At 70.6% G+C, this 21,526-nt stretch carries 16 protein-coding genes and 3 pseudogenes; 12 read left to right on the forward strand and 7 right to left on the reverse strand.

Annotated features, from left to right (window positions below; all coding sequences use genetic code 11):
- Window positions 1-10 precede the first annotated feature (10 nt).
- Window positions 11-2,479 carry an excinuclease ABC subunit UvrA gene (gene uvrA, locus ACFV6E_RS37590; protein WP_385467877.1) on the reverse strand — a complete coding sequence of 823 codons (2,469 nt, stop codon included), beginning with the start codon at window positions 2,477-2,479 and terminating at the stop codon, window positions 11-13.
- 169 nt (window positions 2,480-2,648) lie between these two features.
- Here uvrA and ACFV6E_RS37595 point away from each other — a divergent pair, with 169 nt between their 5' ends.
- From ACFV6E_RS37595 to ACFV6E_RS37605, 3 genes are all read left to right on the forward strand, one after another.
- Window positions 2,649-3,770 (forward strand): hypothetical protein, encoded by a 1,122-nt coding sequence (locus tag ACFV6E_RS37595; RefSeq protein ID WP_385467880.1) that lies wholly within the window; start codon window positions 2,649-2,651, stop codon window positions 3,768-3,770.
- Between the two features lie 297 nt (window positions 3,771-4,067).
- Window positions 4,068-5,243, forward strand: coding sequence for a glutathione-independent formaldehyde dehydrogenase (locus ACFV6E_RS37600; protein ID WP_385171933.1), 1,176 nt, complete (start codon window positions 4,068-4,070; stop codon window positions 5,241-5,243).
- 315 nt (window positions 5,244-5,558) lie between these two features.
- On the forward strand, window positions 5,559-7,736 hold the full coding sequence (locus ACFV6E_RS37605; protein WP_385467883.1) for an FUSC family protein: 2,178 nt from the start codon (window positions 5,559-5,561) through the stop codon (window positions 7,734-7,736).
- Window positions 7,737-8,463: 727 nt separating this feature from the next.
- On the opposite strand, the pseudogene ACFV6E_RS37610 reads toward ACFV6E_RS37605, so the two are convergent.
- Together ACFV6E_RS37610 and ACFV6E_RS37615 are read right to left on the reverse strand one after the other, a co-directional pair.
- Window positions 8,464-8,636: pseudogene (locus ACFV6E_RS37610) on the reverse strand (winged helix-turn-helix domain-containing protein); the annotation flags it as partial.
- Between the two features lie 33 nt (window positions 8,637-8,669).
- Window positions 8,670-9,638 (reverse strand): helix-turn-helix domain-containing protein, encoded by a 969-nt coding sequence (locus ACFV6E_RS37615; protein WP_385467885.1) that lies wholly within the window; start codon window positions 9,636-9,638, stop codon window positions 8,670-8,672.
- A gap of 349 nt (window positions 9,639-9,987) precedes the next feature.
- Between ACFV6E_RS37615 and ACFV6E_RS37620 the strand changes: the two genes are divergently transcribed.
- The 3 genes and pseudogenes from ACFV6E_RS37620 (at window position 9,988) to ACFV6E_RS37630 (ending at window position 12,044) form a co-directional block, all read left to right on the forward strand.
- Window positions 9,988-11,316: an FAD-dependent oxidoreductase gene (locus tag ACFV6E_RS37620; RefSeq protein WP_385467887.1), complete on the forward strand. Its 1,329-nt coding sequence runs from the start codon at window positions 9,988-9,990 to the stop codon at window positions 11,314-11,316.
- 72 nt (window positions 11,317-11,388) lie between these two features.
- Window positions 11,389-11,522: pseudogene (locus ACFV6E_RS37625) on the forward strand (transposase); the annotation flags it as partial.
- Between the two features lie 99 nt (window positions 11,523-11,621).
- Entirely contained in the window at window positions 11,622-12,044 is a 423-nt protein-coding gene (locus ACFV6E_RS37630; protein ID WP_385171946.1) for a hypothetical protein, read from the forward strand.
- A 499-nt stretch (window positions 12,045-12,543) separates the two neighbouring features.
- Here the strand turns inward: ACFV6E_RS37630 and ACFV6E_RS37635 are convergent, their stop codons facing one another.
- Window positions 12,544-12,756, reverse strand: a complete 213-nt coding sequence (locus ACFV6E_RS37635; protein WP_385467890.1) for a hypothetical protein — start codon at window positions 12,754-12,756, stop codon at window positions 12,544-12,546.
- Between the two features lie 322 nt (window positions 12,757-13,078).
- Here ACFV6E_RS37635 and ACFV6E_RS37640 point away from each other — a divergent pair, with 322 nt between their 5' ends.
- Complete coding sequence (locus ACFV6E_RS37640; RefSeq protein ID WP_385171952.1) at window positions 13,079-13,546, forward strand: NUDIX hydrolase; 468 nt, start codon at window positions 13,079-13,081, stop codon at window positions 13,544-13,546.
- Window positions 13,547-13,838: 292 nt separating this feature from the next.
- Here ACFV6E_RS37640 and ACFV6E_RS37645 read toward each other — a convergent pair.
- Window positions 13,839-14,129 (reverse strand): annotated as a pseudogene (locus tag ACFV6E_RS37645) (GNAT family N-acetyltransferase); the annotation flags it as partial.
- Window positions 14,130-14,281: 152 nt separating this feature from the next.
- On the opposite strand from ACFV6E_RS37645, the gene ACFV6E_RS37650 reads away from it, so the two are divergent.
- Window positions 14,282-15,019 (forward strand): dienelactone hydrolase family protein, encoded by a 738-nt coding sequence (locus tag ACFV6E_RS37650; protein ID WP_385467892.1) that lies wholly within the window; start codon window positions 14,282-14,284, stop codon window positions 15,017-15,019.
- Between the two features lie 237 nt (window positions 15,020-15,256).
- Window positions 15,257-15,553: a hypothetical protein gene (locus ACFV6E_RS37655; protein ID WP_385171957.1), complete on the forward strand. Its 297-nt coding sequence runs from the start codon at window positions 15,257-15,259 to the stop codon at window positions 15,551-15,553.
- 526 nt (window positions 15,554-16,079) lie between these two features.
- Here ACFV6E_RS37655 and ACFV6E_RS37660 read toward each other — a convergent pair.
- Together ACFV6E_RS37660 and ACFV6E_RS37665 are read right to left on the reverse strand one after the other, a co-directional pair.
- Window positions 16,080-16,757, reverse strand: a complete 678-nt coding sequence (locus tag ACFV6E_RS37660; protein WP_385467895.1) for a response regulator transcription factor — start codon at window positions 16,755-16,757, stop codon at window positions 16,080-16,082.
- Window positions 16,754-18,004 (reverse strand): sensor histidine kinase, encoded by a 1,251-nt coding sequence (locus ACFV6E_RS37665; RefSeq protein ID WP_385467898.1) that lies wholly within the window; start codon window positions 18,002-18,004, stop codon window positions 16,754-16,756. Before ACFV6E_RS37665 ends, ACFV6E_RS37660 begins: the two co-directional genes overlap by 4 nt.
- 124 nt (window positions 18,005-18,128) lie before the next feature.
- On the opposite strand from ACFV6E_RS37665, the gene ACFV6E_RS37670 reads away from it, so the two are divergent.
- From ACFV6E_RS37670 to ACFV6E_RS37680, 3 genes are read left to right on the forward strand one after another with little or no spacing between them, the layout of a single operon-like run.
- Window positions 18,129-19,076 carry an ATP-binding cassette domain-containing protein gene (locus tag ACFV6E_RS37670; protein WP_385467901.1) on the forward strand — a complete coding sequence of 316 codons (948 nt, stop codon included), beginning with the start codon at window positions 18,129-18,131 and terminating at the stop codon, window positions 19,074-19,076.
- On the forward strand, window positions 19,073-20,626 hold the full coding sequence (locus ACFV6E_RS37675; protein ID WP_385467904.1) for an ABC transporter permease subunit: 1,554 nt from the start codon (window positions 19,073-19,075) through the stop codon (window positions 20,624-20,626). Before ACFV6E_RS37670 ends, ACFV6E_RS37675 begins: the two co-directional genes overlap by 4 nt.
- On the forward strand, window positions 20,623-21,459 hold the full coding sequence (locus tag ACFV6E_RS37680; RefSeq protein WP_385467907.1) for an ABC transporter permease subunit: 837 nt from the start codon (window positions 20,623-20,625) through the stop codon (window positions 21,457-21,459). The genes ACFV6E_RS37675 and ACFV6E_RS37680 overlap by 4 nt, the downstream gene beginning before the upstream one ends.
- The last annotated feature ends 67 nt before the right edge of the window (window positions 21,460-21,526 follow it).

The following is a 21,526-nucleotide window of genomic DNA, read 5'->3' on the forward strand; positions in this document are numbered from 1 at the left end:
CACGCTGTCGTCAGGAGCGCGCGAGCCGGGCCGCGAGATAGGGCGCGGTGGCGCTGCGGCGGGCCCTCGCCACCTTGGCCGGCGGTCCCGCCGCGACCACCCGCCCGCCCGCGTCGCCGCCGCCCGGACCGAGGTCGATGACCCAGTCGGCGGTGGCGATCGTGTCCAGGTCGTGCTCGACGAGGACGACCGTGTTGCCCGCGTCGACGAGCCGGTGCAGCTGTCGCAGCAGCAGCGCGATGTCCGAGGGGTGCAGCCCCGCCGTCGGCTCGTCGAGCAGGTAGAGCGCGTGCCCGCGGCGGGCTCGTTGCAGTTCGGTGGCCAGTTTGATGCGTTGCGCCTCACCGCCGCTGAGTTCCGTCGCGGGCTGGCCCAGCCGCAGGTACCCCAGCCCCACCTCGCGCAAGGTCTCCAGACTGCGGAAGGCCGCCGGGACGGCGGACAGGAACTCGGCGGCGGCGTCGACGGACAGCGCCAGCACTTCCGCGATGTTCCTGCCGCGATAGGTGACCTCCAGCGTTTCGGCGTTGTACCGAGCGCCTTCGCAGGTCGGACACGGCGCGTAGGTGCCGGGCAGGAACAGCAGTTCCACCGCGACGAATCCTTCGCCCTGGCAGGTCTCGCACCGCCCTTCGGGCACGTTGAAGGAGAACCGCCCGGCCGAGTAGCCGCGCGCCCTGGCCTCGTCCGTCGCCGCGTACAGCTTGCGTACCGCGTCGAACATCCCGGTGTACGTGGCCAGATTGGACCGGGGTGTCCGGCCGATGGGCCGTTGGTCCACCCGGACCAGCCGGTCGAACGACTCGACCCCCGACGCGTCCTGGACGTCGACCTCCAGCTGCGCCTCGTCGGGCTCCTCGGGTACGAGTCCGAGGTGGCCGCGGACGACCTCGGCGAGCACCTGCGTCACCAGCGTCGACTTCCCCGAACCGGACACGCCCGTCACCGCGGTCAGCACGCAGAGCGGTACGTCGACGGACACGTCGCGCAGATTGTGGCGGGAGACGCCGCGCAGGTGCAGCCAGCCGTGCGGTGCGCGCGGGCGGTGGTCGGGCGGCTGGGCGCGCCCGAACAGGTACTGGCCCGTCGCCGACTCCCCGACCCGCTCGAGACCGGCGACCGGGCCGCTGTACAGCACGCGTCCGCCCCCCTCGCCCGCACCGGGGCCGATGTCGACCACCCAGTCCGCCCGCCGTACGACGTCCATGTCGTGCTCCACGACGAACAGTGAGTTGCCCGCCGCCTTGAGGCGGTCCAGTACCTCCAGCAGCGGTTCCGCGTCAGCCGGGTGCAGGCCCGCGGAGGGTTCGTCGAGGACGTAGACGACGCCGAACAGCCCCGAGCGCAGCTGGGTGGCGATCCGCAGGCGCTGCGCCTCGCCCGGCGACAGGGTCGTCGAGCGGCGCCCGAGGCTGAGATATCCGAGGCCCAGGTCGAGCAGCACATCGATCCGCGCGACCAGATCGCCGCAGATCCGGACCGCGACCTCGGTCGTCTCCCCGGATCGGGCGGTCGAGGTGGTGGCGTCGGCCTCGGACCGCCCCGCGACGGGCCGCAGCAGCGCCAGGACCTCGGTGAGCGGCATCGCGTTGATCTCGGCGATGGAACGTCCGGCGAAGGTCACGGCGAGCGCCTCGGGCCGTAGTCCGCTGCCGTGGCACTCGGGGCAGGGGACGCTCCTGACGAACCGGAGCGCCCGTTCGCGCATCTTCTCGCTCTTGGAGTCGGCGAGGACGTGCATGACGTGCTTGCGGGCGCTCCAGAACTTGCCCTGGTAGCCGTAGTCGACGCGGTCCTCCTCCGACTCGATGTACACGGAGGGCTGCTCGTCCGTGTACAGCAGCCAGTCCCGGTCCCTTTTCCTGAGCCTGCGCCACGGTCGGTCGATGTCGATGCCCAGGCCGCGCACGACACTGCGCAGGTTGGCGCCCTGCCAGGCGCCCGGCCAGGCGGCGATCGCCCCCTCGCGGATGCTCAGCGAGGGGTCCGGGACGAGCAGGTCCTCGGCGACGTCGTGCACGACGCCCAGGCCGTGGCACTGCGGGCAGGCGCCGGCCGTGGTGTTGGGTGAGAACGACTCGGCTTCCAGCCGTGCGGCCCGGGGCGGATAGGTGCCGGCGCGGGAGTACAGGATGCGCAGCAGATTGGACAGCGTGGTGATGGTGCCGACCGTCGAGCGCGAGCTGGCCGCCCCGCGTCGCTGCTGCAGGGCTACGGCGGGTGGCAGTCCGGTGATTTCCTGCACGTGCGGTGCGCCGACCTGTTGCAACAGCCTGCGGGCGTACGGTGCCACGGACTCGAAGTAGCGCCGCTGGGCCTCCGCGTAGAGCGTGCCGAACGCGAGCGAGGACTTGCCCGAGCCGGAGACGCCGGTGAAGGCGACCATCGCGTCCCGCGGAACGTCGACGTCGATGTTCCGCAGGTTGTTCTCACCGGCGCCCCGGACATGTACGAAGGGGTCGGTCGCGTCCTTGTTCACCGTTCCTGACTACCCGATCACGCCGCGAACCGCGCGACAGGAGCCGTCACCGGATCCGACCGTACCGCCCGCGCCTGCCGGCGGGGGGCCTGTGTGTCACGCGGCGTCGGCGTTACTCCGGGGCATCCTGTGGGCACTCGCGATCGCGGAGTAGCCGACGCGAGGAGGCATGCGGGTGTCGCCACAGGACGTTATGGTCGTGGCTCTTCTGGCGGATCCGGATGCGCCGACGGAGATCGCGAGGCGCATGGCCCGGATCCTTCCTGACCGGCTCGCCGACAGGTCGGGCCAGGGACGACGGTTCGCCGTCGAGGTGGTCAGTGAGCCCTTCACCGCGGGGACCGAGGACCTGTCCACATTGACGCGCCGGATCATGGACCGCGGAAGTGAGGAGAACTGGGACGTCGTCGTGGCCCTCACCGACCTTCCGCTGCACTCGCACGGGCGCAAGCTCGTGGTGGATCTGAGTCACGAACACGGCCTGGCGCTGCTGTCCCTTCCCACGCTGGGAGGCTTCCGGCTGCAGACAAGGGCCCGGCAGGCCGTGGAAGAAGCCGTGCTCAGCTTGGCGGGCCCACAGGCCACTGGACCTGAGGAGCCTCCGGGAAGCCAGCCGCTGCGGGGGCCCTTCATCGGTCGTCTAGCACCCATCCGTCCAGGCCGGGTCGGTGAGGAGGAGATCGCTGATCTGCGGTACGTCGTCAGGGGGCCGCGCGGTTACCTGAGGGTGCTCGGCGGTATGGTCCGCGCCAACCGGCCGTGGCGCTTGGTGCCGGGCTTGTCGAAAGCCCTGGCCGCCGCACTCGCCACGGGAGCAGTCGCCACGGTGAACTCCACCGTCTGGGCCCTGGCCACTTCCCTGAGCACGCCACGCCTGGTGATCGCCATGGTCGGATCCGTCGCGCTCATGATCGGCTGGCTGATCGTGGACGCGAACCTGTGGCATCGAGCGGATGAGGTTTCGCCGGAGGCGAGGAAGAGGGCGGCTCTCTACAACGCCTCGACGGTTGTGACCGTAGGTATCGGGGTGATCGTCTGCTACGCGGGTCTGGTGCTCATCAACTTGGTGTGGGCGCTGTTCATCCTCAACGACCGGCTGTTCGCTTCCATGACACGAAGCCCGCTGCACGCCACGGACTACTGGACGTTGTCCTGGTTCGTCGCTTCGGTCGCCACGGTGGGCGGCGCGCTGGGATCGGGCCTGGAGAGCGACGAGGCGATCCGGGCAGCCGCCTACTCAAAGCGCGAGCAGGAGCGTCGCAGCATGCTGCGAGACGACCGCGGTGACTAGCCGGTGACCTCAGTCGGAGATGTGCCGCCGGCCGGTGGTCGTCCGGGCCCGGAGATTCCGCTGATCGGTCGGTGCCTGGTTGTTTCGCCCCGGGGGCCGACGGGGACCCGGATGCAACGCCGTCGGAGCGCCGAGCTCCGCCTGGCGAGGGCGGCGGCAAAACGACCGTTCCGCCTGACGAAGGTGGACGGCCCATGAAGGCGTGCCGGAGCCCCGGACCCGTCGCAGCACTCCCGGTGATCAGGCTCTTCGCGCCCTCTCCAGCATCGCCCTGCCGCGACATCAAGGGGAGTCATCATGAGAGCAGCAGTATACGAAGGCCCGCGCACGGTCACGGTGAAGGACGTACCGGACGCGAAGATCGAGCACCCCTGCGACATCATCGTCAAGATCACCACCACCAACATCTGCGGTTCGGACCTGCACATGTACGAGGGGCGCACCTCGTTCGAGTCCGGCCGCACCCTGGGACACGAGAACATGGGCCAGGTGGTGGAGGTCGGCTCGGCCGTCCGAAAGGTCCAGGTCGGCGAGTACGTGGTCCTGCCCTTCAACATCGCCTGCGGCTTCTGCAAGCAGTGCGAGCGGGGTCTGACCAATTACTGCCTGACCATGCAGCCGGAACCGGCCCTCGCGGGAGCCGCCTACGGATTCGCCGAGATGGGCCCCTACCAGGGCGGCCAGGCGGAACTGCTGCGCGTGCCCTACGGGGACTTCAACGCACTGCGCCTGGGCGAGGACGCCGCCGAGCGGCAGAGCGACTACGTGATGCTCGCCGACATCTTCCCCACCGGCTATCACGCCACCGAGATGGCCCACGTCAAGCCGGGTGACCAGACCATCGTCTTCGGGGCCGGTCCCGTCGGGCTGATGGCGACCTACTCCGCCCTCCTCAAGGGGGCGGGCCGCGTCTGGACGGCCGACCACCAGCCCGACCGGCTGCGCAAGGCGGAGGAGCTCGGGGCCATCCCGATCAACACCGCCGAACAGGACCCGGCGGAGGTCGTCAAGGAGGCCACCCTCGGTCTGGGCGCCGACAACGGCTGCGAATGCGTCGGCTACCAGGCACACGACCCCCAGGGGCACGAGGACGCCAGCCTCACGCTCAACGGCCTGATCGACTCGGTCAGGTTCACGGGCGACATCGGCGTGGTGGGCGTGTTCCTGCCCCAGGACCCCGGCGGCGCGGAGGCCCAGGGCGAGCTGGAGGCCCAGGGCAAAGTCCCGATCGACTTCGGCCTGATGTGGTTCAAGGGCCAGCGCATGGGAACCGGGCAGGCACCGGTGAAAAGGTACAACCGGGCCCTGCGGGACCTGATCGCCGGCGGGAAGGCCAAGCCGAGCTTCGTGGTCTCCCACGAACTCAGCCTGGACGAGGCCCCCACCGCCTACGAGCACTTCGACGCCCGCGACGACGGCTGGACCAAGGTGGTCCTGCACCCGGACGGGCACGGCAATGGCCACAAGCGGTAAGAGACCCGGGGCCGCCGCGCCCCCTGTCCCCCCTGGACCGGTCCGAGGGACGGGTGAAAAGCCGCCCGTCCCCCGGACGGGGCCGGGGGCGATCGCCGTGCTCCGGCCGGAACTGCACCAACGGCGATTGCCCGCGCTCCGGCCCGGGGGAAGGACGCCGGACGCGGAGCAGAGTTCGCAGTGGCAGCACCCCGTCCAGCGGCTGCGGGCCCCGGCCGGTTCGCGGGCCGTGTGGGAGGCTCTCCTGCCCGACGCTTGCCGCACCCCGACCAGGCCGACGCGTCATGGCAGGGCGTTCCGACCGGGCGGACACCCGTGACGTGGTTGCGGGCCTTCGGGGAGGTCGTACGATCCGGGCTCACGATCGAGGAGACCCGGCTGGAGCCCCTGCTCGCGCTGCGTGCGGCCGCTGGAATAGCAATCGTGGTCGGACCGGCCCTGTGGCTGGTCTCCCCCGCGTATGCCGCGTCCGCCGCCCTCGGCGCCTACTCCGCGGGTGGGGCCACCTTCCAGCGCAGCTGGCGTCCACGCAAGGTGATCGCGCTCGGCGCGGGCGCGGGTCTGGCGCTCAGCACCTTCGTGGGCTACCTGGCGGCGGGACGACTCCTGACATTCCTGCCGCTGCTGGCCGTATGGGCCTTCGCCGCGGGAACGGCGTGGGCCGTCGGATCGACCGCTGGGACCGTCGCAGCGACGACCGTGGGCAGCATGCTGGTGACCATCACCTTGCCCACGAGCACCGGGCGAGCCCTGGAGCACGCCGGGGTCATCGCACTCGGGGGCGTGACGCAGGCCGTGTTGATCTTGCTGTTCCCGATCCGTCGCTGGGGAGCGCATCGTGACGCGCTCGCCGACGCCCTGGCCGCCGTCGCGGACTACGCCCGCCGGCTGCGGCACGACCCGACCGCACCGTTCGACGCAGAACCGTTGATGACGGCCCGGGACGCGGCCGCTGTCACACCGTCGCAGGCCCGCACCCGTCCCCCCGTCCTGCACGGTCCCCGGGGACTCGCCGAGCGCATTCTGCCGGTGGTCGCGGCGCTCGCCGACCCGGACGTGGGCGCCCCGGCGGAAGGACCGGGGCGGGACCGCGCGCGGGAGTTGCTCGATGCGGCCGCCGACGTCCTGGATGCCGCCGCCCGTTCGATCCGACGCGGCACTCCCGCCGAGGTGCGGCCCGAGAGCACGGACGTCCTGCGCGTCGACGAGGAGCACGAGGTGCTGGAGGGCCCCGCGCGGCAAGCCGCCGAGCGGCTCGTGGAACTGCTCGGCGAGGCGTTGGAGATCGCCGGGAGCGGCTGCGCGCAGGGGAGAAAACCCACGCCGCCCGGCCCCGCCGACGCTCAGTTCCTGGTACGCCCGACACTGCTCCGGCTGGTCCCGGTCGTCGTCCGGGCGGTCCGCCGTGAGGTCCGCGGGGACTCGCCCGTGTTCCGGCACGCCGTCCGCCTGGCGGCGGTGGCCACACTCGGTGATCTGATCGCCACCCGGCTGCCCCTGGGCCACGGCTACTGGGCGCCCATCGCCTCGGTGATGGTGATGCGGCCGGACTTCCACCGGACGTACGCGCGTGCGGTGGCCCGTCTCGCCGGGACCCTGGCGGGGGTCGCACTCGCCACCGGCGTGGTGCGGGCCCTGGGCACGGACGCCCATGTGTCCGGCGCGCTGGCGGTGGTCTCGGCGGGCCTGTCGTACACGCTGAACCGTACCGGCTACGCCTACTCCCAGTGCTTCACCGCCGCGTACGTCGTCTTCCTGCTCGGCATGGGCGGCCAGGCATGGGAACAGACAGTCCCGGAGCGGGTCGTGCTCACCCTGCTGGGCGGGGCCCTGGCAATGCTGGCGTACGTGGTCTTTCCCGCATGGGAGACACCCCGGCTGCCGAGTCGGCTCGCGGACTGGCTCGCCGCCGACGGCCGCTACGCGGCCGCGGTGCTCCGCAACTACGCCGAACCGACCCGTGAGCATCAAGCCGGCATGCGCAGGGCGCTGCTGGAGAGCAGGGAGGCACATGCCGCCTGGCAGGAGGCATACGACCGGGCAAGGCAGGAACCGGTCCGACCCAGGGGTCTGACGTCACGCGAGGCGCACGAGGCGCAGGAGGCACTCAAGGGGTTCGGCCGGGCAGCGATGCTCGTGGAGAGTCACGTCCCGCGGGCCGACAGCCATTTCGCCCCCGAGGCGGAGCGATTCGCCGAGGCCCTGGAGACGGACACCGCGAAGGCAGCAGCCGCCGTGCGCGAGCACAGGAATCCGGACTGGGGACGCCTGGAAGAGGCGCTCCACGCGTGGGAGGACGCCGCCGCCGGCAACGGGAGCCCGGTCTTGCGGCGCGAGGCGCAACTCCAGAAACGGGCCTTGGAGGACCTCGCGACAGCCGTGAGCCGCACGCCCCTGGAACAGGACGTCGGCCCCGCTCGCGAGGAGCAGCGGGTGCGGGCCGCCCTGACGACGGAAGGCGACGCATCAGGACCCGCGCACCGGGACGGGTGACGATGTCGGCCATGGGGAGCGCCTCGCGTCCTGAAGCGACAAGCAGTCTCCCCGACACGTCGGGCGCCGCCACACATACGCCGCTGTCGTCATCACGAGGATCGAGTCCAGCCAGGTGCTGCGGCGGTGATGCAGTTCCAGCGGCGGGGCGAGCGGTTGTCGGCGGTGGGCCGTCAAGGATAGGGGCCTCCTCGCCGCGCACGTGGACTTCACCGCTCGCTACAGCCGGACGATCGAGTTGCCCCCTGTTGCTCCCACTTCTCTGCCGTCCGCCCGTCGCCTCGGTCCTTGGAAGTGATCTCATTGGGCTGCTGCTGCGATGAGGGCGGTGGTGGCCCCTCACATGCCGCGGTCTGGGGCCGTACCAAGGTTTGGGGCGTTCGTCAGCGGACATCGGAAGCTGCTGCAACTGCACGGGGCCGGGGTAGAAAGCTGCGCTGTTGGGCCCGCTCATGTCTTCGCCGATGAGGTAGCGGTAGAGCCATTCCGCGAAACTCATGTGGTGTTCTGCCCAGGTTTCGTGGTAGCTCACCAGGAGCATCGGGGTCAGCGACAAGGAAGATGGTTTCGCCCCGGTCGGTACTCGCGATCGGCCACAGACCATTGCGGGTGCCGAAGGTCAACTCGTCGAGTCCGAAGAGCTGGCGGGGGTCCTCGTCCGCGTCGAGGTCGTCCCACGACTCATGCTCGAAGTATACGTTTTTGTATTCATAGTTCATGGAAATGGTTACGAGCGCCGCCGCGGTGCTTCCACCTGCGGCCACGTCTCCTTCACCCAGCCGGTGACGGCCTCCTCGTTGCGCTCCACCGCCCGCCGGGCGGGAAGTCGGTGGCTGAAGCCGTGCCGGTGCGGCATCTGCGCGGTCACCGACAGGTCATGGTCTTGTGGAACCGGCTCCCGGTCTGCGATGCGCTGCCAAAGCCTGGAAAGGCCTACCGGCCCGCGGTGGGAGTCTCGGCGAACCGTTTCTTGTACGCCTTGACGAAATGGCTGCTGTCGGTGAAGTGCCAGCGAGCGGCGATCTCGGACACGGTCAGACGTGTCGAGAGCAACTCTGCCCTGGCGCGTTCGAGACGGCGTTCGCGCACGTATCCCATGACCGACGACGTGCCCCCCTGACCGAATGCGCGGTAGAGGGTGCGGACGGACACGTTCAGGGCCGCCGCTATCCCCCGGGGGTTGAGGTCGGAATCGGCGAGCAGCCGGGTCTCGATGTGGTCCATCGCCGCCCTGAGGAGCGCCGGTGCGAACTCCGCGTCGTCGATGACCTGCTCGTTCATCAGCCCTCTGAACAGCTCCAGAGCCGCGTTGCGGGCGGCTCCGGCGGCGGCACCGAGTCCGTCCGCCAGTTCCGCCCAGAGACGGAGCTGAGCGAGCAGAAGAGCCGCGGCGGGCGACGCCTGTGCTGCGGTGACCGCCCGCGTGTTCACGGGGAACCGGATTTCGCTGGCGGGAAGGACCAGGGTGATCGCCCGGGTGCCCCGGGCGACCTCGAAGTCCCACGGGTCCTCGTTCCTTCGCACGCACAGCATTCCGGCCGCCGCCGTGGCTCGCTGGCTCCGGGTGGCGAAGCGCCACTCACCACTGAGCGTCACGCTCGTCACGATCCGGTCCTCGAGGTGCCCGCCCGGGCCCCCGGTGCTCCCCGCGACCGCGTCGCTGTACTGGTCCTCGAGGAAGAAGTCGAGGAGGTTCTGCTTCCAGATGCGAGCGCGGTAGGTCCCTTCGCTGTGCCGCGGCAGCCGCATGGGCGGCGCCGGCACCCGCTCGCCGCCCTGACGCCGCCACTCCGAGAGCAGCACACGGTTCCGGTTCTCGCGCGCGTACGGCACGGTGATGTCGAGCACGGGTGTCGAGGGGTCCCCGACCCGCCAGGGAGACAGGCTGGCTTCGGTGTTCATCCAGTTCAAGCTACTCCGCCCCGGCCCACCGCCTCCGGCCAGGCTCACCGTGCGGCCCGGCCCCCGGGTGGCACGGAAGTACAACGCACGCGGCCGGCCGGTACAAGCCGCCGGCGTCCGGGCCCTGTGATCATGAACGGACGGCACCCGCCCTCCCGGGGGACGAGCGGGTCCCGCGGGACCTTCGGGTCCTGATTCCGACTGCCTGGGCGCTGATCCGCCTGTCCAGGTCCGTTCCACTCACCGACTGGAGTTTTCGGTGTCCGAATCCGTGGTGACTCTCTTCGAGAGTCTTGTCGACGCTGAGCCGCCGCACGACGCACCTGTCCTGTTCGACACTGCGTGCGTGATGGGTGGGAGCATCGCGGGGCTTTTCGCGGCACGGGTGCTTTCCGACCGCGCGCGCAAGGTCGTCATCGTCGAGCCCGACGACATATCGGCACAGGCCCAGTCGCGCTCCGGGGTGCCCCAGGACCAGCAGGTGCACACACTGCTGCCGGCCGGCCGGCGGTGGATCGAGCGGTGGCTTCCCGGCGTTTCACAGGAGGCACAGGACCGGGGCGCCTCGCTCGTCGGACCCGACAAACAGTTCGTCGGCTACGACGACATCCGGCAGGCGCCGGACGGCGTGGACCACCAATTCCTCGCGGTCGGGCGTCCTCTGCTGGAGACTCTCGTCCGGGACCGGGTCACCGCCCTGCCCCATGTGTCGGTCCTGCGGGCGCAGGCGACGGGGCTGCGGTACGGCGACGGTGCCGTCACCGGCGTGCGCTTCGCCGAAGCCGCAACAGACGATCAGGGCACGCGGACGGAGGGTGTCCTCGCAGCGGACTTCGTCGTGGACGCGATGGGACGCTCCAGCAAGCTTTCGCACTGGCTCGGGCAGGACGGTTACGACCAGCCCCGACTCGAACGGCTCGCAGTCCCGGTCAACTACGCGACCGCCCTGTTCGAGCGCCCGGCGAAGTTCCCGGAGCTGGAAGTGGCGACCGTGCTGCAACTGTTCACACCCCAGTACCCGTCGGGCGGAGTGTCCGTCGCGGCGGCGACCGCGATCGAAGGGCAGCAGTGGCTCGTCATGCTGATGGGCTACGGCGACAACCGGCCTGGCAGGACGATCGACGAGTTTCGCGCGAAGTGCGCCACACTGCCCCCGAACTTCAGCGAGATCACCAGCGGCGACGTCACTCGTGACGTGGTGACGTACCACCAGGCGGAGACCAGGCGGCGTCACTTCACCGAGGCCGGCCGCCTGCCGGCGCGTCTGGTCAGCATGGGGGACGCCGTGGCGTCCTTCAACCCGGTCTACGGCCAGGGCATGAGCTCCGCCGCTCTGCACGCCTCCTGCCTGGCCTCCTATCTCGACAGCAGCGCCGACCTCGACGAGGCGGCCACGGAGTTCCTCCGCCTGCAGCAGGTGGTCGTCGACGCGGCCTGGGCCGTGTCCGCGGGAGGCGACGCCGCCCGCATCGACGCCGAGAACGGGACCGAGGTGCCAGAAGAAATGCGGCAGCAGCGCCGGGCCATGGAACAGATCACCGGTGCAGCCCTCATCGACGCGGAAGTGTCGGGAGCATTCAACAAAGTGTCCTACATGCTGCGCCACCCCTCCACGCTGTTCGATCCAGCACTCCTGGCAAAGGCGGCAGCCGCCGCCGAAGGAGCCACCGCCACCTGACCGACACCAAGATCGACCGGTACACCGGAGATGCTGACGCTGTTCGCCCCTGACGCCGGTGGGCAGTGATCCGATCACCGCACGGTGGTCAACGGGGTGGAGTTCCGGGCCCGGACGGGGGTGCCCTGGCCGGACTTGGCGGAGCGGTACGGCCCTGGCGGACCGTCTACGAGCGGTATCACCGCTGGTCAGCGGACGGCACCTGGCAGCTCGCCGATTCGGTGCTGATGGTGCGCGAAAATCTGCGCAAGGTGACACCTTCGTGATCCATACTCTGTGGCGGCAGCTTCGGGGAGGGCACGTCCTTGCAACACAGCAGTGGGGTTACACGAGCAGTCAAGCGGGCAGCAGCGGTTGTCACTGCCGCTGTCCTGATGAGCGGTTGTTCATCCGACGATCCAGCGCAGGCCAAGGACTGGCAACGGGATTACTGCACCAAGCTGGGGTCCTGGCAGGACGCGGCGCACACCACGGCAAGCGGTGAGGCAGACGCCGATGCCGGTGACGGACAGAGTCTCCAGTCGCCCGGGGCCGATAACACCGTATCGGCAGCACATGCGGTCATAGAGGCCTCGAAAAAGCTCGACCGGGCGGGCCTGGAACACGGTGGCACCAACATCCTCGATGACACCGCCAACGCGGTCGGCGGCGACATCGGGGCTGAGGGCCGTGCAGTGTCTTACTGCGATAGCTCAGGCTTCGAGACCTTGGTCAGTTCGGCTGGCTAGTGCTGTGAGCGCATGGGTTCGCCGGGTCGTTCGGACCGCGGCGGCGACGGGGCGTCCGCCCCAGCGCAGGTAGGCGTGCAAGGCTCATGCCTGGACAGTGTGGTTGGGACGCATGCAGTTGGCGGTGGTGAACTGCCGCAGTGGGACGCAGTGGGCCTCGTGCAAGCGGACTCGTGATGGCGGTGCGCACAGCCTGACGACCAGGACCGACCGCGGTCCCGAGCCGTGCCGCGGGCACGTTCCGCGGCCCATGGAGCCCAGCACGGCATTGGCCGATGCCCGCGCGGCGGGGCTGTGACGGCGTAGGGCCACTGCTGACGCGAGGGGCCCGGACGGTGCCGCTGATCCCCTGTCAGGCCTGCACTTCGACGGCCTACCGCATGGTGGTGTGCCGCACCAGGATCACGTCCAGGGCTGACCCTCAGTGAGCACACCGATGGATAAGCCGGTCTGCATCACCCGAGCCATTCACTGACGGGACGGGACGGGACGGAAGGGGTTACGGGCTGCGGCGCGGGGCGTCGGACGTGGCGGCGGACGACCGCTCGGGCAGGAACCAGGTCAGGGCGGCGGCCCACACACAGATGCCTGCGGCAATCCACAGCACCAGGGTGTAGCCGCCGGCCGTCGGTGCGCCGTCGCCGCCGATCTGAGCGTCCAGGACGCCGGCGGGCGGCGCGCTGCCCGTCGAGAAGCCGGTGAAGCGGACCACCTGACAACAACCCAGGGCGCTCCCCGTCCGGGCGGGGACGGCCCGGACGATCGAACCGGGGACCGCGGCAAAGGCGGTGCCCAGCGCCGCCGGACACGCGCTACGGGAACCGTGCCACCCCCCAAGCCTCCTCCCGATCCGGGCCGGCTCCCCTTCCAGGGCTGCCCACGCGACAACTGGGCTGATTGCACGCACCCCCTTTCGAGCCCCGCACTACGGAAACAGAAGCGGCTGCACGGCCCGCGGAGCCGAGTCCGGCTCCGCTCCGCACGGCCAGGCGCAAACCGTCCGGCGTTGATAGGGTCCCAAGGGAGGTGGGGAGATGAGTTCTCGGCTGGCGGCCTACGCCGTCTGCATCCAGGACGGGAAAGTGCTGCTGGCCCGTCACGCACCACCGGGAGGCACCAGCACCTGGACCCTCCCGGGCGGCCGGGTCGAACACGGCGAAGACCCCTTCGACACGGTGATCCGCGAGGTGGCCGAGGAAACCGGCTGCACCGCCCTCACCGAGCGCCTGCTGGGGGTGGACTCCCGGCTCATCCCCGCCAGCGCCGCACGCGCCGGAACCGAGCACCACAACGTCGGCATCTTCTACCGGGTCCGTATCACCGGCGGCCGCCTCCGGCCCGAACCGAACGGCGACATCGCCGAATCGGCCTGGACCTCCCTCTCCGGTGTCGTCGGCCTGCGCCGCTCCTCCCTGGTCGACATCGGCCTCGCTCTGGCACAGACCCTTCCGGCCACCGGCCACACCGCCTCCGTCCCGGTCGGCGGCCTGATCCAGCACTGACACACCCCCACCGCTCACCCGCCTCACCCGTCCGCCCCGCGGACGCCGCAGCCAAGCAGCCGGACACGGGCGCGGTCAGCCGACCGGCGGGCCGGTGCCGGCCAGAGCCTCCACGGCGGTGGCCGCGCAGGCCAGGTCGAGCATCGAGTCGACTGGCACGCTCAGCGGGCCCACGACCGGCAAGCGGGGGTACGCCGAGGCGGTCAGCGCCGCGGAGATCGAGGTGCAGGCCGGGACGATGACCTCTGCTCCCCTCCCCCGACACCGGTCCGCGACCGCGGGAGGCCCAAGGTCACAGAGCGATCAGTCCTGCCGCCGTCTCTCTGAAGCCGCAGGCATCGAAACAGAACGATCGCAGGTGCTCTTCGAAGTCGACATGCAGCCACTCGCACCCCGCAGCACGACACCCCTCAGCAGCTGCCCTGACCAGCTCGGCTCCCACCCCGCTCGAACGATCGCGCCGAGCTACGACCGTGTCCAGAACGAACGCATGGACGCCGCCGTCCCAGGCGACGTTGACGAAGCCGACCAAACGATCAGCTTTCCAGGCGCAGACCCAGCCGAGGCTGTGACGTTGAAGTCTCCCGGCTGCCGTCGCAACCGCTGGACAACGAACGCACCGAAGATCGATAAGTCCTGCCCCGACTCATCGACAACTGCTGCCGCTACAGAAGAGTTCTGCCAGCGGCAGAGCACCGGCCGGACCGGGCTCGACGCTCACTACAGTCCGGACCCATGACAACGATCACGACGCGTACGGTCGAGTATCCGGCCGACGGTTTGACGATGACTGGGCACCTGGCGCTCCCGGCCGGTGCCGACCGCCGGCCCGCGGTGCTGGTCGGACCAGAGGGCGTGGGGCTCAGCGACGTCGAGCGCCGCAGGGCCGATGCGCTCGCCGAGCTGGGATATGTGGCGCTGGCCTTCGACCTTCACGGCGGGCGCTACTTGAGTGACCCCGAAGAGATGCTGGCCCGTTGCATGCCGCTGCTCGCGGATCCCGACCGGATGAGAGGCATCGGCCATGCGGCGCTCGACGTGTTGCGCACCGAACCGCGGGCCGACCCCGACCGGACAGCCGCCGTCGGCTACGGCACCGGGGGTGCCATCGGGCTGGAACTCGGGCGCGACGGCGTCAGCCTGCGCGCGATCGCGACAGTCAACGCAACTACCACAGGCCGACCGGGCGAAGCGGCGCGCATTCGCTGCCCCGTGTGGGCCGGGGTCGGGTCGGAAGACCCCATCATGCCGCCCGCGCAACGGAACGCGTTCACCGCTGAGATGCAGGCCGCGGGCATCGACTGGCGCCTCACGGTCTACGGCGGCGCCTTGCACGCCTTCCACCACCCGTCGGTCGACCACCCCGTGGTCCCCGGCGTCGGCTACCACCCACAGCACGCGCAGCGAGCCTGGCGCGACGTCGTCGACCTGCTCGCCGAGTGCCTGCCCGTGACGGAGGACCTCAGTGGATGACCCGGGCAGACATGCTGACACCAGGCCTGGTCGGCACCGGGCACTGACAGTCCCCTCCCCTCAAGCCCGCACGGCAGAATCGCATGCGGGCAGAGGCTCGATCGGTGACCCGCGGCGGACCATTCCGGCCGCGCCGCCGAGGCAAGGTATACGCATTCAGAGGGTGTCTCAGTTGGCGCCCGGAATGAGTACACCTACTCAGGCGCACCTGTTGTGGTGGCGGGAACACTGGCGGGCATGCAACGGCGTTCGGTGTGGTTGGATCTCGGGCTCGCGGTGGCCCTTCTTCCGGTGTCGGCCATGCTCGTCGTCTGGCTCGGGATGCATGTGTTTTTCTCAGGTGATGACTTCGGATCTCCCGGTGTTCGCACGGCCCGGGCTGCCCGTCGTGGGGTGTGGATCAGCGGTTGCGTAGCGGTGGTGGCGGGTGGCGGGTTGATGGGACTGCGGTTGTGGATCGCCGGATCCCTTCACCTACTCGTTCTCGGCGTGGCGGCTGTCCTGTTCGCCGCCGTGGCTGGTCAGCATGGTTGATCAGCGGAGTCGTCGGTAGGAGACGAGGGCAGCGACGAAGGCGAGGAAGTGTTCGGCCTTGCGTTCGTAGCGGCGATGGAGCCGTCGGACGAAAAAGTCAGCCCGCTGACTTGCAGGACTGGTGCTTCCAGCAGCTGAACAACACCTGTGCGAGCCTCCTGCCACTCCTGCGAAGAGACGAATACGTCGACCTGGTCGCCCACGCACCCTGCCCTGCGCCAGGAAAAACGTCCACCGGCTCGCACTGGCCGACCGCAGCAAGGGGTCGGGCCCCGACCTGTTCCCCCAAAGCCGCGCCGACCTCATCGTCTGCAACCCGCCGGGCTCATCCTGTCCGACCTGGCAGAACACCTCGGCCTCCGCACCCGTCAGCAACTGCTCGATGTCGTCCAGGCAGCACGGCTTCGTGTCATGGACAGAATCGATACCAAGCCCCGTCACCCAGACGCCAAGGACGCCGCCAACCCACTCAGAAATACCTATTGAGCACGGCCTCCGCCCGTGGACCGCCGCCCCGGTCCGCTGCTCAGTCGGGTGGGGCTCCTGGGCCGATGATCCGATACCCCACGCCGGGTGTGGTGGCGATGACCGGGGGGTCGCCGAGTTTGCGGCGCAGGCGGCTGATGGTCACCGCGACGGTGTTGGTGAACGGGTCGGCGTGCTCGTCCCAGACCTGTTCGAGGAGGTTCTCCGTGCTGAGGAAGGCGGGGCTCGCGTCAAGGAGGGCTTCGAGTACCGCGAATTCCTTGACTGAGAGGCCGAGTTGGTGACCGTCGCGGCTGGCGGTGCGGCGCATCGGGTCGAGCTCGATGCCCGCCGTGCTCAGGGTGCGGGACCGAGCGGCGGGGCGGCGGCGGGCCAGGGCGCGGATGCGCAGGACGAGTTCGGGAAAGTGGAAGGGCTTGGCGAGGTAGTCATCGGCGCCCAGGGTCAGGCCGCTGACACGGTCGCCGGGTGAACCGGCGGCGGTCAGCATCAGGACCATCACGCGGCCGTCCCGCTCGGTGATCATCCGGCAGAGGACGTCGCCGTGGATGCCCGGCAGGTCGCGGTCGAGCACAACGACGTCGTACGCGTTGACGTCCAGCCTGGCCGCGGCGTCGAGCCCGTCGTGGGCCACGTCCACGGCCATGCCCTGGTCACGCAGCCCCTCGGCGATGACTTCGGCGAGGGGGCGGGCGTCCTCGACCACCAGGACTCTCAATGCGCCACGCCCGTCTCCGAGTTGGGAGCTTCCACCGTCGCCCTGCCGTCCGTACGGGGCAGGGTGATGGTGACGCGCAGGCCGCCGTCGGGGCGGGCGCGCAGGTCAAGGGTGCCGTGGTGGGCCTGGGTGATGGCCGCGACGATGGAGAGGCCCAGGCCGCTGCCCTGGCCGGTGCCGGTCCGGTCGGCGCCAAGGCGGCGGAAGGGCTGCGCGAGGTCCGCCACCCGCCGCTGGTCGAGGACCGGTCCGCCGGACTCGACGACGAGGGACACCGCGCCCGGATCATCTCCTTCGGCCCGTACCGCGACACTGATCCGGCCCCCGGGGTCGTTGTACGCGATCGCGTTGTCGACCACGTTGTCGACCGCGCGGCGCAACAGCGTCCGGCTGCCCCACACCCACGCGGAGTCGTCGATCCGGTTTTCGCGCACGGTCAGGCCCTTGGCCGCAATGTCCTTTGCCCGCCCGGTCAGGGCGGTCAGCGCGAGTCGGCCGAGGGTGAGGCGCGCCGCGTCGGTGAACTCGCCGTGCTGGGTGCGAGCCAGGACGAGGAGACTCTCCAGCAGCCGGTCCACCTGGTCGAGTCCGGCGCGCATCCGGGTGGCCAGCGTGGCCGTGGTCTCGGATACCGGGCCCGGCTTGGCGAGGGCCACGTCGAGGGAGGCCCGCATCGTGGTGAGCGGGGTGCGCAGCTCGTGGGAGGCGTTGGCGACGAAGAGGCGCTGGGCGTCGAAGGAGTGCTCCAGGCGACCGAGGAGGTCGTCGATGGTGTCGGCCAGGTCCTTCACCTCGTCGCCGGGCCCGTCGATGGCCAGGCGTTCGTGCAGGCTGTCGGCGGTGATCCGGCGGGTTGCCGCTGTCATCACCCGGAGCGGGCGCAGCACCCGGCCGGCGACGAACCAGCCGAGCCCGACCGAGATCACCGCCATGACGCCGAGGGCGATCGCGGAGCCGAGCAGAATCTGCCGGGACTGGATATCGTGCGCCCGGGCCAGCTGCTGCAACTCGTCGATGCGGCCCTGAGCCTGTGCCGCCGTGACGGGCTGATCGGTACCGCCATCGGGGGCGGTCCGGCTGGCACGCGATCCGCCGGATGCCACCACGGCCGCGATGGCCAGCAGCGCCGTTCCCGACAGCAGGAACAGAGTCACGTACCAGGCGGTGAAGCGGGTGCGGGCTGTGCCACGGCGCAGGCCGAGCCGGGCAGTCAGGCCCGCGAGCCGTCGGCGCCAACCCCATTTCATTCGCATGCTCCCCTCTCGCCACCGCACCAGGACGCGTACCGGGCCAGGCTAAGCCGAGGGGCCTAACAGCGAGATGACAGTGGCCGTTCGGCCCCTGTAACGCGCTCCGTCACAGGGTGGGCCCATGAGCGATGAGAGTACGAAGGCGACGATCGAGGTCATCGGTGTGCGTAAACACTTCGGGTCCCAACTGGTCCTGGCCGGGATGACGTTCACCGTGCGGCCCGGACGGGTTACCGGCTTCGTCGGCCCGAACGGCGCGGGCAAGTCCACCACCATGCGCGTGATCCTGGGCCTTGACGCGGCCGAGGAGGGAAAGGCCCTGGTCGGCGGGGTGCCGTACCGCACCTTGCATCGCCCGCTCAGGCATCTGGGGGCATTGCTGGACGCCTCCGCGCTCCAGCCGAGCCGCACCGCCCGTAACCACCTGCTGTGGCTGGCCCACTCACAGGGCGTGCCGCCCCGGCGCGTGGACGAGGTCATCGAACAGGCCGGCCTGGCCACGGCGGCCCGGCGCAAGGCCGGCGGCTTCTCGCTGGGCATGCGCCAGCGCCTGGGGATCGCGGCGGCGCTGCTCGGTGAGCCGCCGGTGGTCATGCTGGACGAGCCGTTCAACGGCCTCGACCCCGACGGCATCGTGTGGATGCGCCACTTCCTGGCGGAGCTGGCCCGGCAGGGCCGCGCCGTCCTGGTCTCCAGCCACCTGATGAGCGAACTCGAAGACACCGCGGACCATGTCGTGGTGATCGGTCGCGGCCGGGTCGTCGCGGACACCAGTGTGTCGGAGCTGCTCGCCCAGGCGTCCGGCGGCCGGGTCACCCTGCGTACCTCCGCGACCGAGCGCGCCGCCCAGGTCCTGCACGGCGCGGGCGCCACCGTCCTCGCCACCGGCCCCGACACCCTCGGCGTCACGGGCCTGCCCGACGAGGAGATCGTGGCCCTGCTGGCCCGGAACGGGGTGCCGTTCTCCCAGGTGTCCGCGCACCGGGCGACGCTCGAAGAGGCGTACATGGAGGTCACCCGGGACAAGGTGGAGTACCGGGGCATCCCGGCAGGAGAGGCCGCACGATGACAGCCACCCTCACCCCTCGGCCCCCGGCCACGAGGCGCGCCGGGTTCCTCAGGACGCTGCACGCCGAGTGGACGAAGTTCCGTACGGTACGCGGCTGGGTCCTCGCCATGGCGGGGGCGCTCCTGGTGACGATCGTGGTCGGCCTGCTCGGCACGGCCGCCCCCGCCCCCGGCTCTCGCGGTGCCGGCTCCGCCTCGTATCCGACGGGCCCCGACGGCGAGGCCGTCAACGACAGCTTCTACTTCGTCCACAAGACGCTCACCGGCGACGGCGCCCTCACCGTCGCCCTGCGGTCCCTGACCGGTGTGGCCGACACCGGGACCGGCAAGACGGCCCGGGGCGCCCAGCCCTGGGCGAAGGCAGGGATCATCGTGAAGGAAAGCCTCACCCAGGGATCCCCGTACGCGGCGGTCATGGCCACCGGCGGTCACGGCGTGCGCATGCAGTACGACTACACGCACGACACGGCGGGCCCGTCCGGCAAGGTCACCCAGGAGTCCCCGCGCCGGCTGCGCCTGGTCCGCTCCGGCGACAGCCTCACCGGTTACACCTCTACCGACGGCTCCCACTGGACCGAGGTCGGCCATGCGAAGCTGCCCGGGCTTGCGCGCACCGTGCGCGCCGGGCTCTTCGCCACGTCACCGGAGGCCAAGCAGGACACCGCGGCGGGCACGGGCTTCAGCCCCGCCGCGGCCACCGGCACCTTCGGCCGTCCCGGCCTCACCGGTGGCTGGTCCCGGAGCGCGTGGAACAGCACGCAGGTGGGCGGCGACGCGGGCACCTCCGGCAGCTACCCGAACACCACCAGGGGCGGCTTCACCCGGTCCGACGACGGCGGGTTCACCGTGACCGGGGCCGGTGACATCGCGCCGGTCGTCGGCGGGCCCGCCATGGGCGTCGGCTTCTCCGTCGAGAACTTCCTCGTCGGCACCTTCGCCGGGCTGATCGTGGTGATCGCTGTAAGCACGGTGTTCATCACCGGCGAGTACCGGCGTGGTCTGCTGCGTACGACCATGGCTGCAACGCCCCTGCGAGGCCGGGTGCTTGCCGCCAAGGCGCTGGTGGCCGGGGGCACCGCGTGCGCCATCGGCCTGGTCGCCGCCGCGATCACCATTCCCGTCGGAGAACGCGGCGCGCGTGGCAGAGGCTTCCATGTCTTCCCCGTCACGCCGGCGACCGAAGCGCGCGTCATGGCCGGAACCGCTCTGCTCTGCGCGGCCGCCGCTGTGCTGGCCCTCGGCACCGGCGCCCTGCTGCGGCGCGGCGGCACGGCGGTCGCCCTGGTCATCGCGTCGATCGTGCTGCCCTTCCTGCTTGCCGCCTCCGGCGTACTGCCCCCGGGCGTCTCACAGTGGCTGCTGCGGGTGACCCCGGCCGCGGGCTTCGCCATCCAGCAGACCCTGCCCAGGTACACGCAGGTGCTCAGCGTGTACGAGCCGTCGACCGGCTACTACCCACTGGCGCCCTGGGCCGGCCTCGCCGTGCTGTGCGGATACGCCGCGCTCGCCTTCACCCTGGCCGTGGTGCGGCTGCGCGGGAGGGACGTATGAGTCTCCTGAGCGGTGCACGACCCACGAGCACGGCGGACGGCGCCTGGCGAGGGGACTTCGGCCGCGCCCTGCGCGCGGAGTGGACAAAGCTGCGCACCACAGGGGACATGGGCAGGTTGCTCCTGCTCGCCGTCGCGCTGACCGTGGCCGTCGGCTGCGGCACCGCCAAGGCCGTGAAGTGCCCGGACGCGAGGTGCGGTCAGGACGCCGTCAAGCTCGCCCTGACCGGCGTCACCGTCGGGCAGGCGGTCATCGCCGTCTTCGCGGTGCTGGCCGTCAGCGGCGAGTACACCACCGGGATGATCCGCACCACGCTCATGGCGGTGCCGAACCGGATCACCGTCCTCACCGCCAAGGCGACGGTCCTCACCACGGTCGTCCTCGCCTCCGGGACGACTGCCGTCCTGGCCTGCCTGCTCGCCGGCCGCTGCATCCTGCCCGGCAACGGATTCACCGAGGCGCACGGTTACGCGCCGCTCTCCCTGGCCGACGGCCCGACCCTGCGGGCGGCCGCGGGCTCGGTCCTCTACCTCGTCCTGATCGCCCTGCTCGGACTCGGCGTGGCGACCGCGGTACGGGACGCGGCGAGCGCCATCGGGATCGTGCTCGGGCTGCTCTACCTCTTCCCGGTCGTCACCCGGGTGGTCAACGACCCGGAGTGGCAGCGCCACCTCCAGCAGATCTCGCCCATGACCGCCGGGCTCGCGATCCAAGCCACCGTCCAGCTGCCCGAGCTGCCCATCGGCCCATGGGCCGGCCTGGGCGTGCTCGCCGCGTGGGCCGCGGCCGCGCTGCTGCTCGGCGGCCTGCTGCTGTACAGGCGCGACGCGTAGCCGCATCGAGCCGTCCGTGAACACGGTGGCCCCGGGCCCCTCCCCGGCCCGCTGCCCGGACCGGCAG

The organism is Streptomyces sp. NPDC059785 (assembly GCF_042732375.1).
Taxonomy (GTDB): domain Bacteria; phylum Actinomycetota; class Actinomycetes; order Streptomycetales; family Streptomycetaceae; genus Streptomyces.

Coding starts and splice junctions, on each gene's coding strand:
- ACFV6E_RS37595 (WP_385467880.1), top strand. CDS start 2,649: ATGCGGGTGTCGCCACAGGACGTTATGGTCGTGGCTCTTCTGGCGGAT.
- ACFV6E_RS37675 (WP_385467904.1), top strand. CDS start 19,073: ATGACAGCCACCCTCACCCCTCGGCCCCCGGCCACGAGGCGCGCCGGG.
- ACFV6E_RS37670 (WP_385467901.1), top strand. CDS start 18,129: ATGAGCGATGAGAGTACGAAGGCGACGATCGAGGTCATCGGTGTGCGT.
- ACFV6E_RS37600 (WP_385171933.1), top strand. CDS start 4,068: ATGAGAGCAGCAGTATACGAAGGCCCGCGCACGGTCACGGTGAAGGAC.
- ACFV6E_RS37620 (WP_385467887.1), top strand. CDS start 9,988: ATGGGTGGGAGCATCGCGGGGCTTTTCGCGGCACGGGTGCTTTCCGAC.
- ACFV6E_RS37655 (WP_385171957.1), top strand. CDS start 15,257: ATGCAACGGCGTTCGGTGTGGTTGGATCTCGGGCTCGCGGTGGCCCTT.
- ACFV6E_RS37650 (WP_385467892.1), top strand. CDS start 14,282: ATGACAACGATCACGACGCGTACGGTCGAGTATCCGGCCGACGGTTTG.
- ACFV6E_RS37680 (WP_385467907.1), top strand. CDS start 20,623: ATGAGTCTCCTGAGCGGTGCACGACCCACGAGCACGGCGGACGGCGCC.
- ACFV6E_RS37665 (WP_385467898.1), bottom strand. CDS start 18,004: ATGAAATGGGGTTGGCGCCGACGGCTCGCGGGCCTGACTGCCCGGCTC.
- ACFV6E_RS37615 (WP_385467885.1), bottom strand. CDS start 9,638: ATGAACACCGAAGCCAGCCTGTCTCCCTGGCGGGTCGGGGACCCCTCG.
- ACFV6E_RS37640 (WP_385171952.1), top strand. CDS start 13,079: ATGAGTTCTCGGCTGGCGGCCTACGCCGTCTGCATCCAGGACGGGAAA.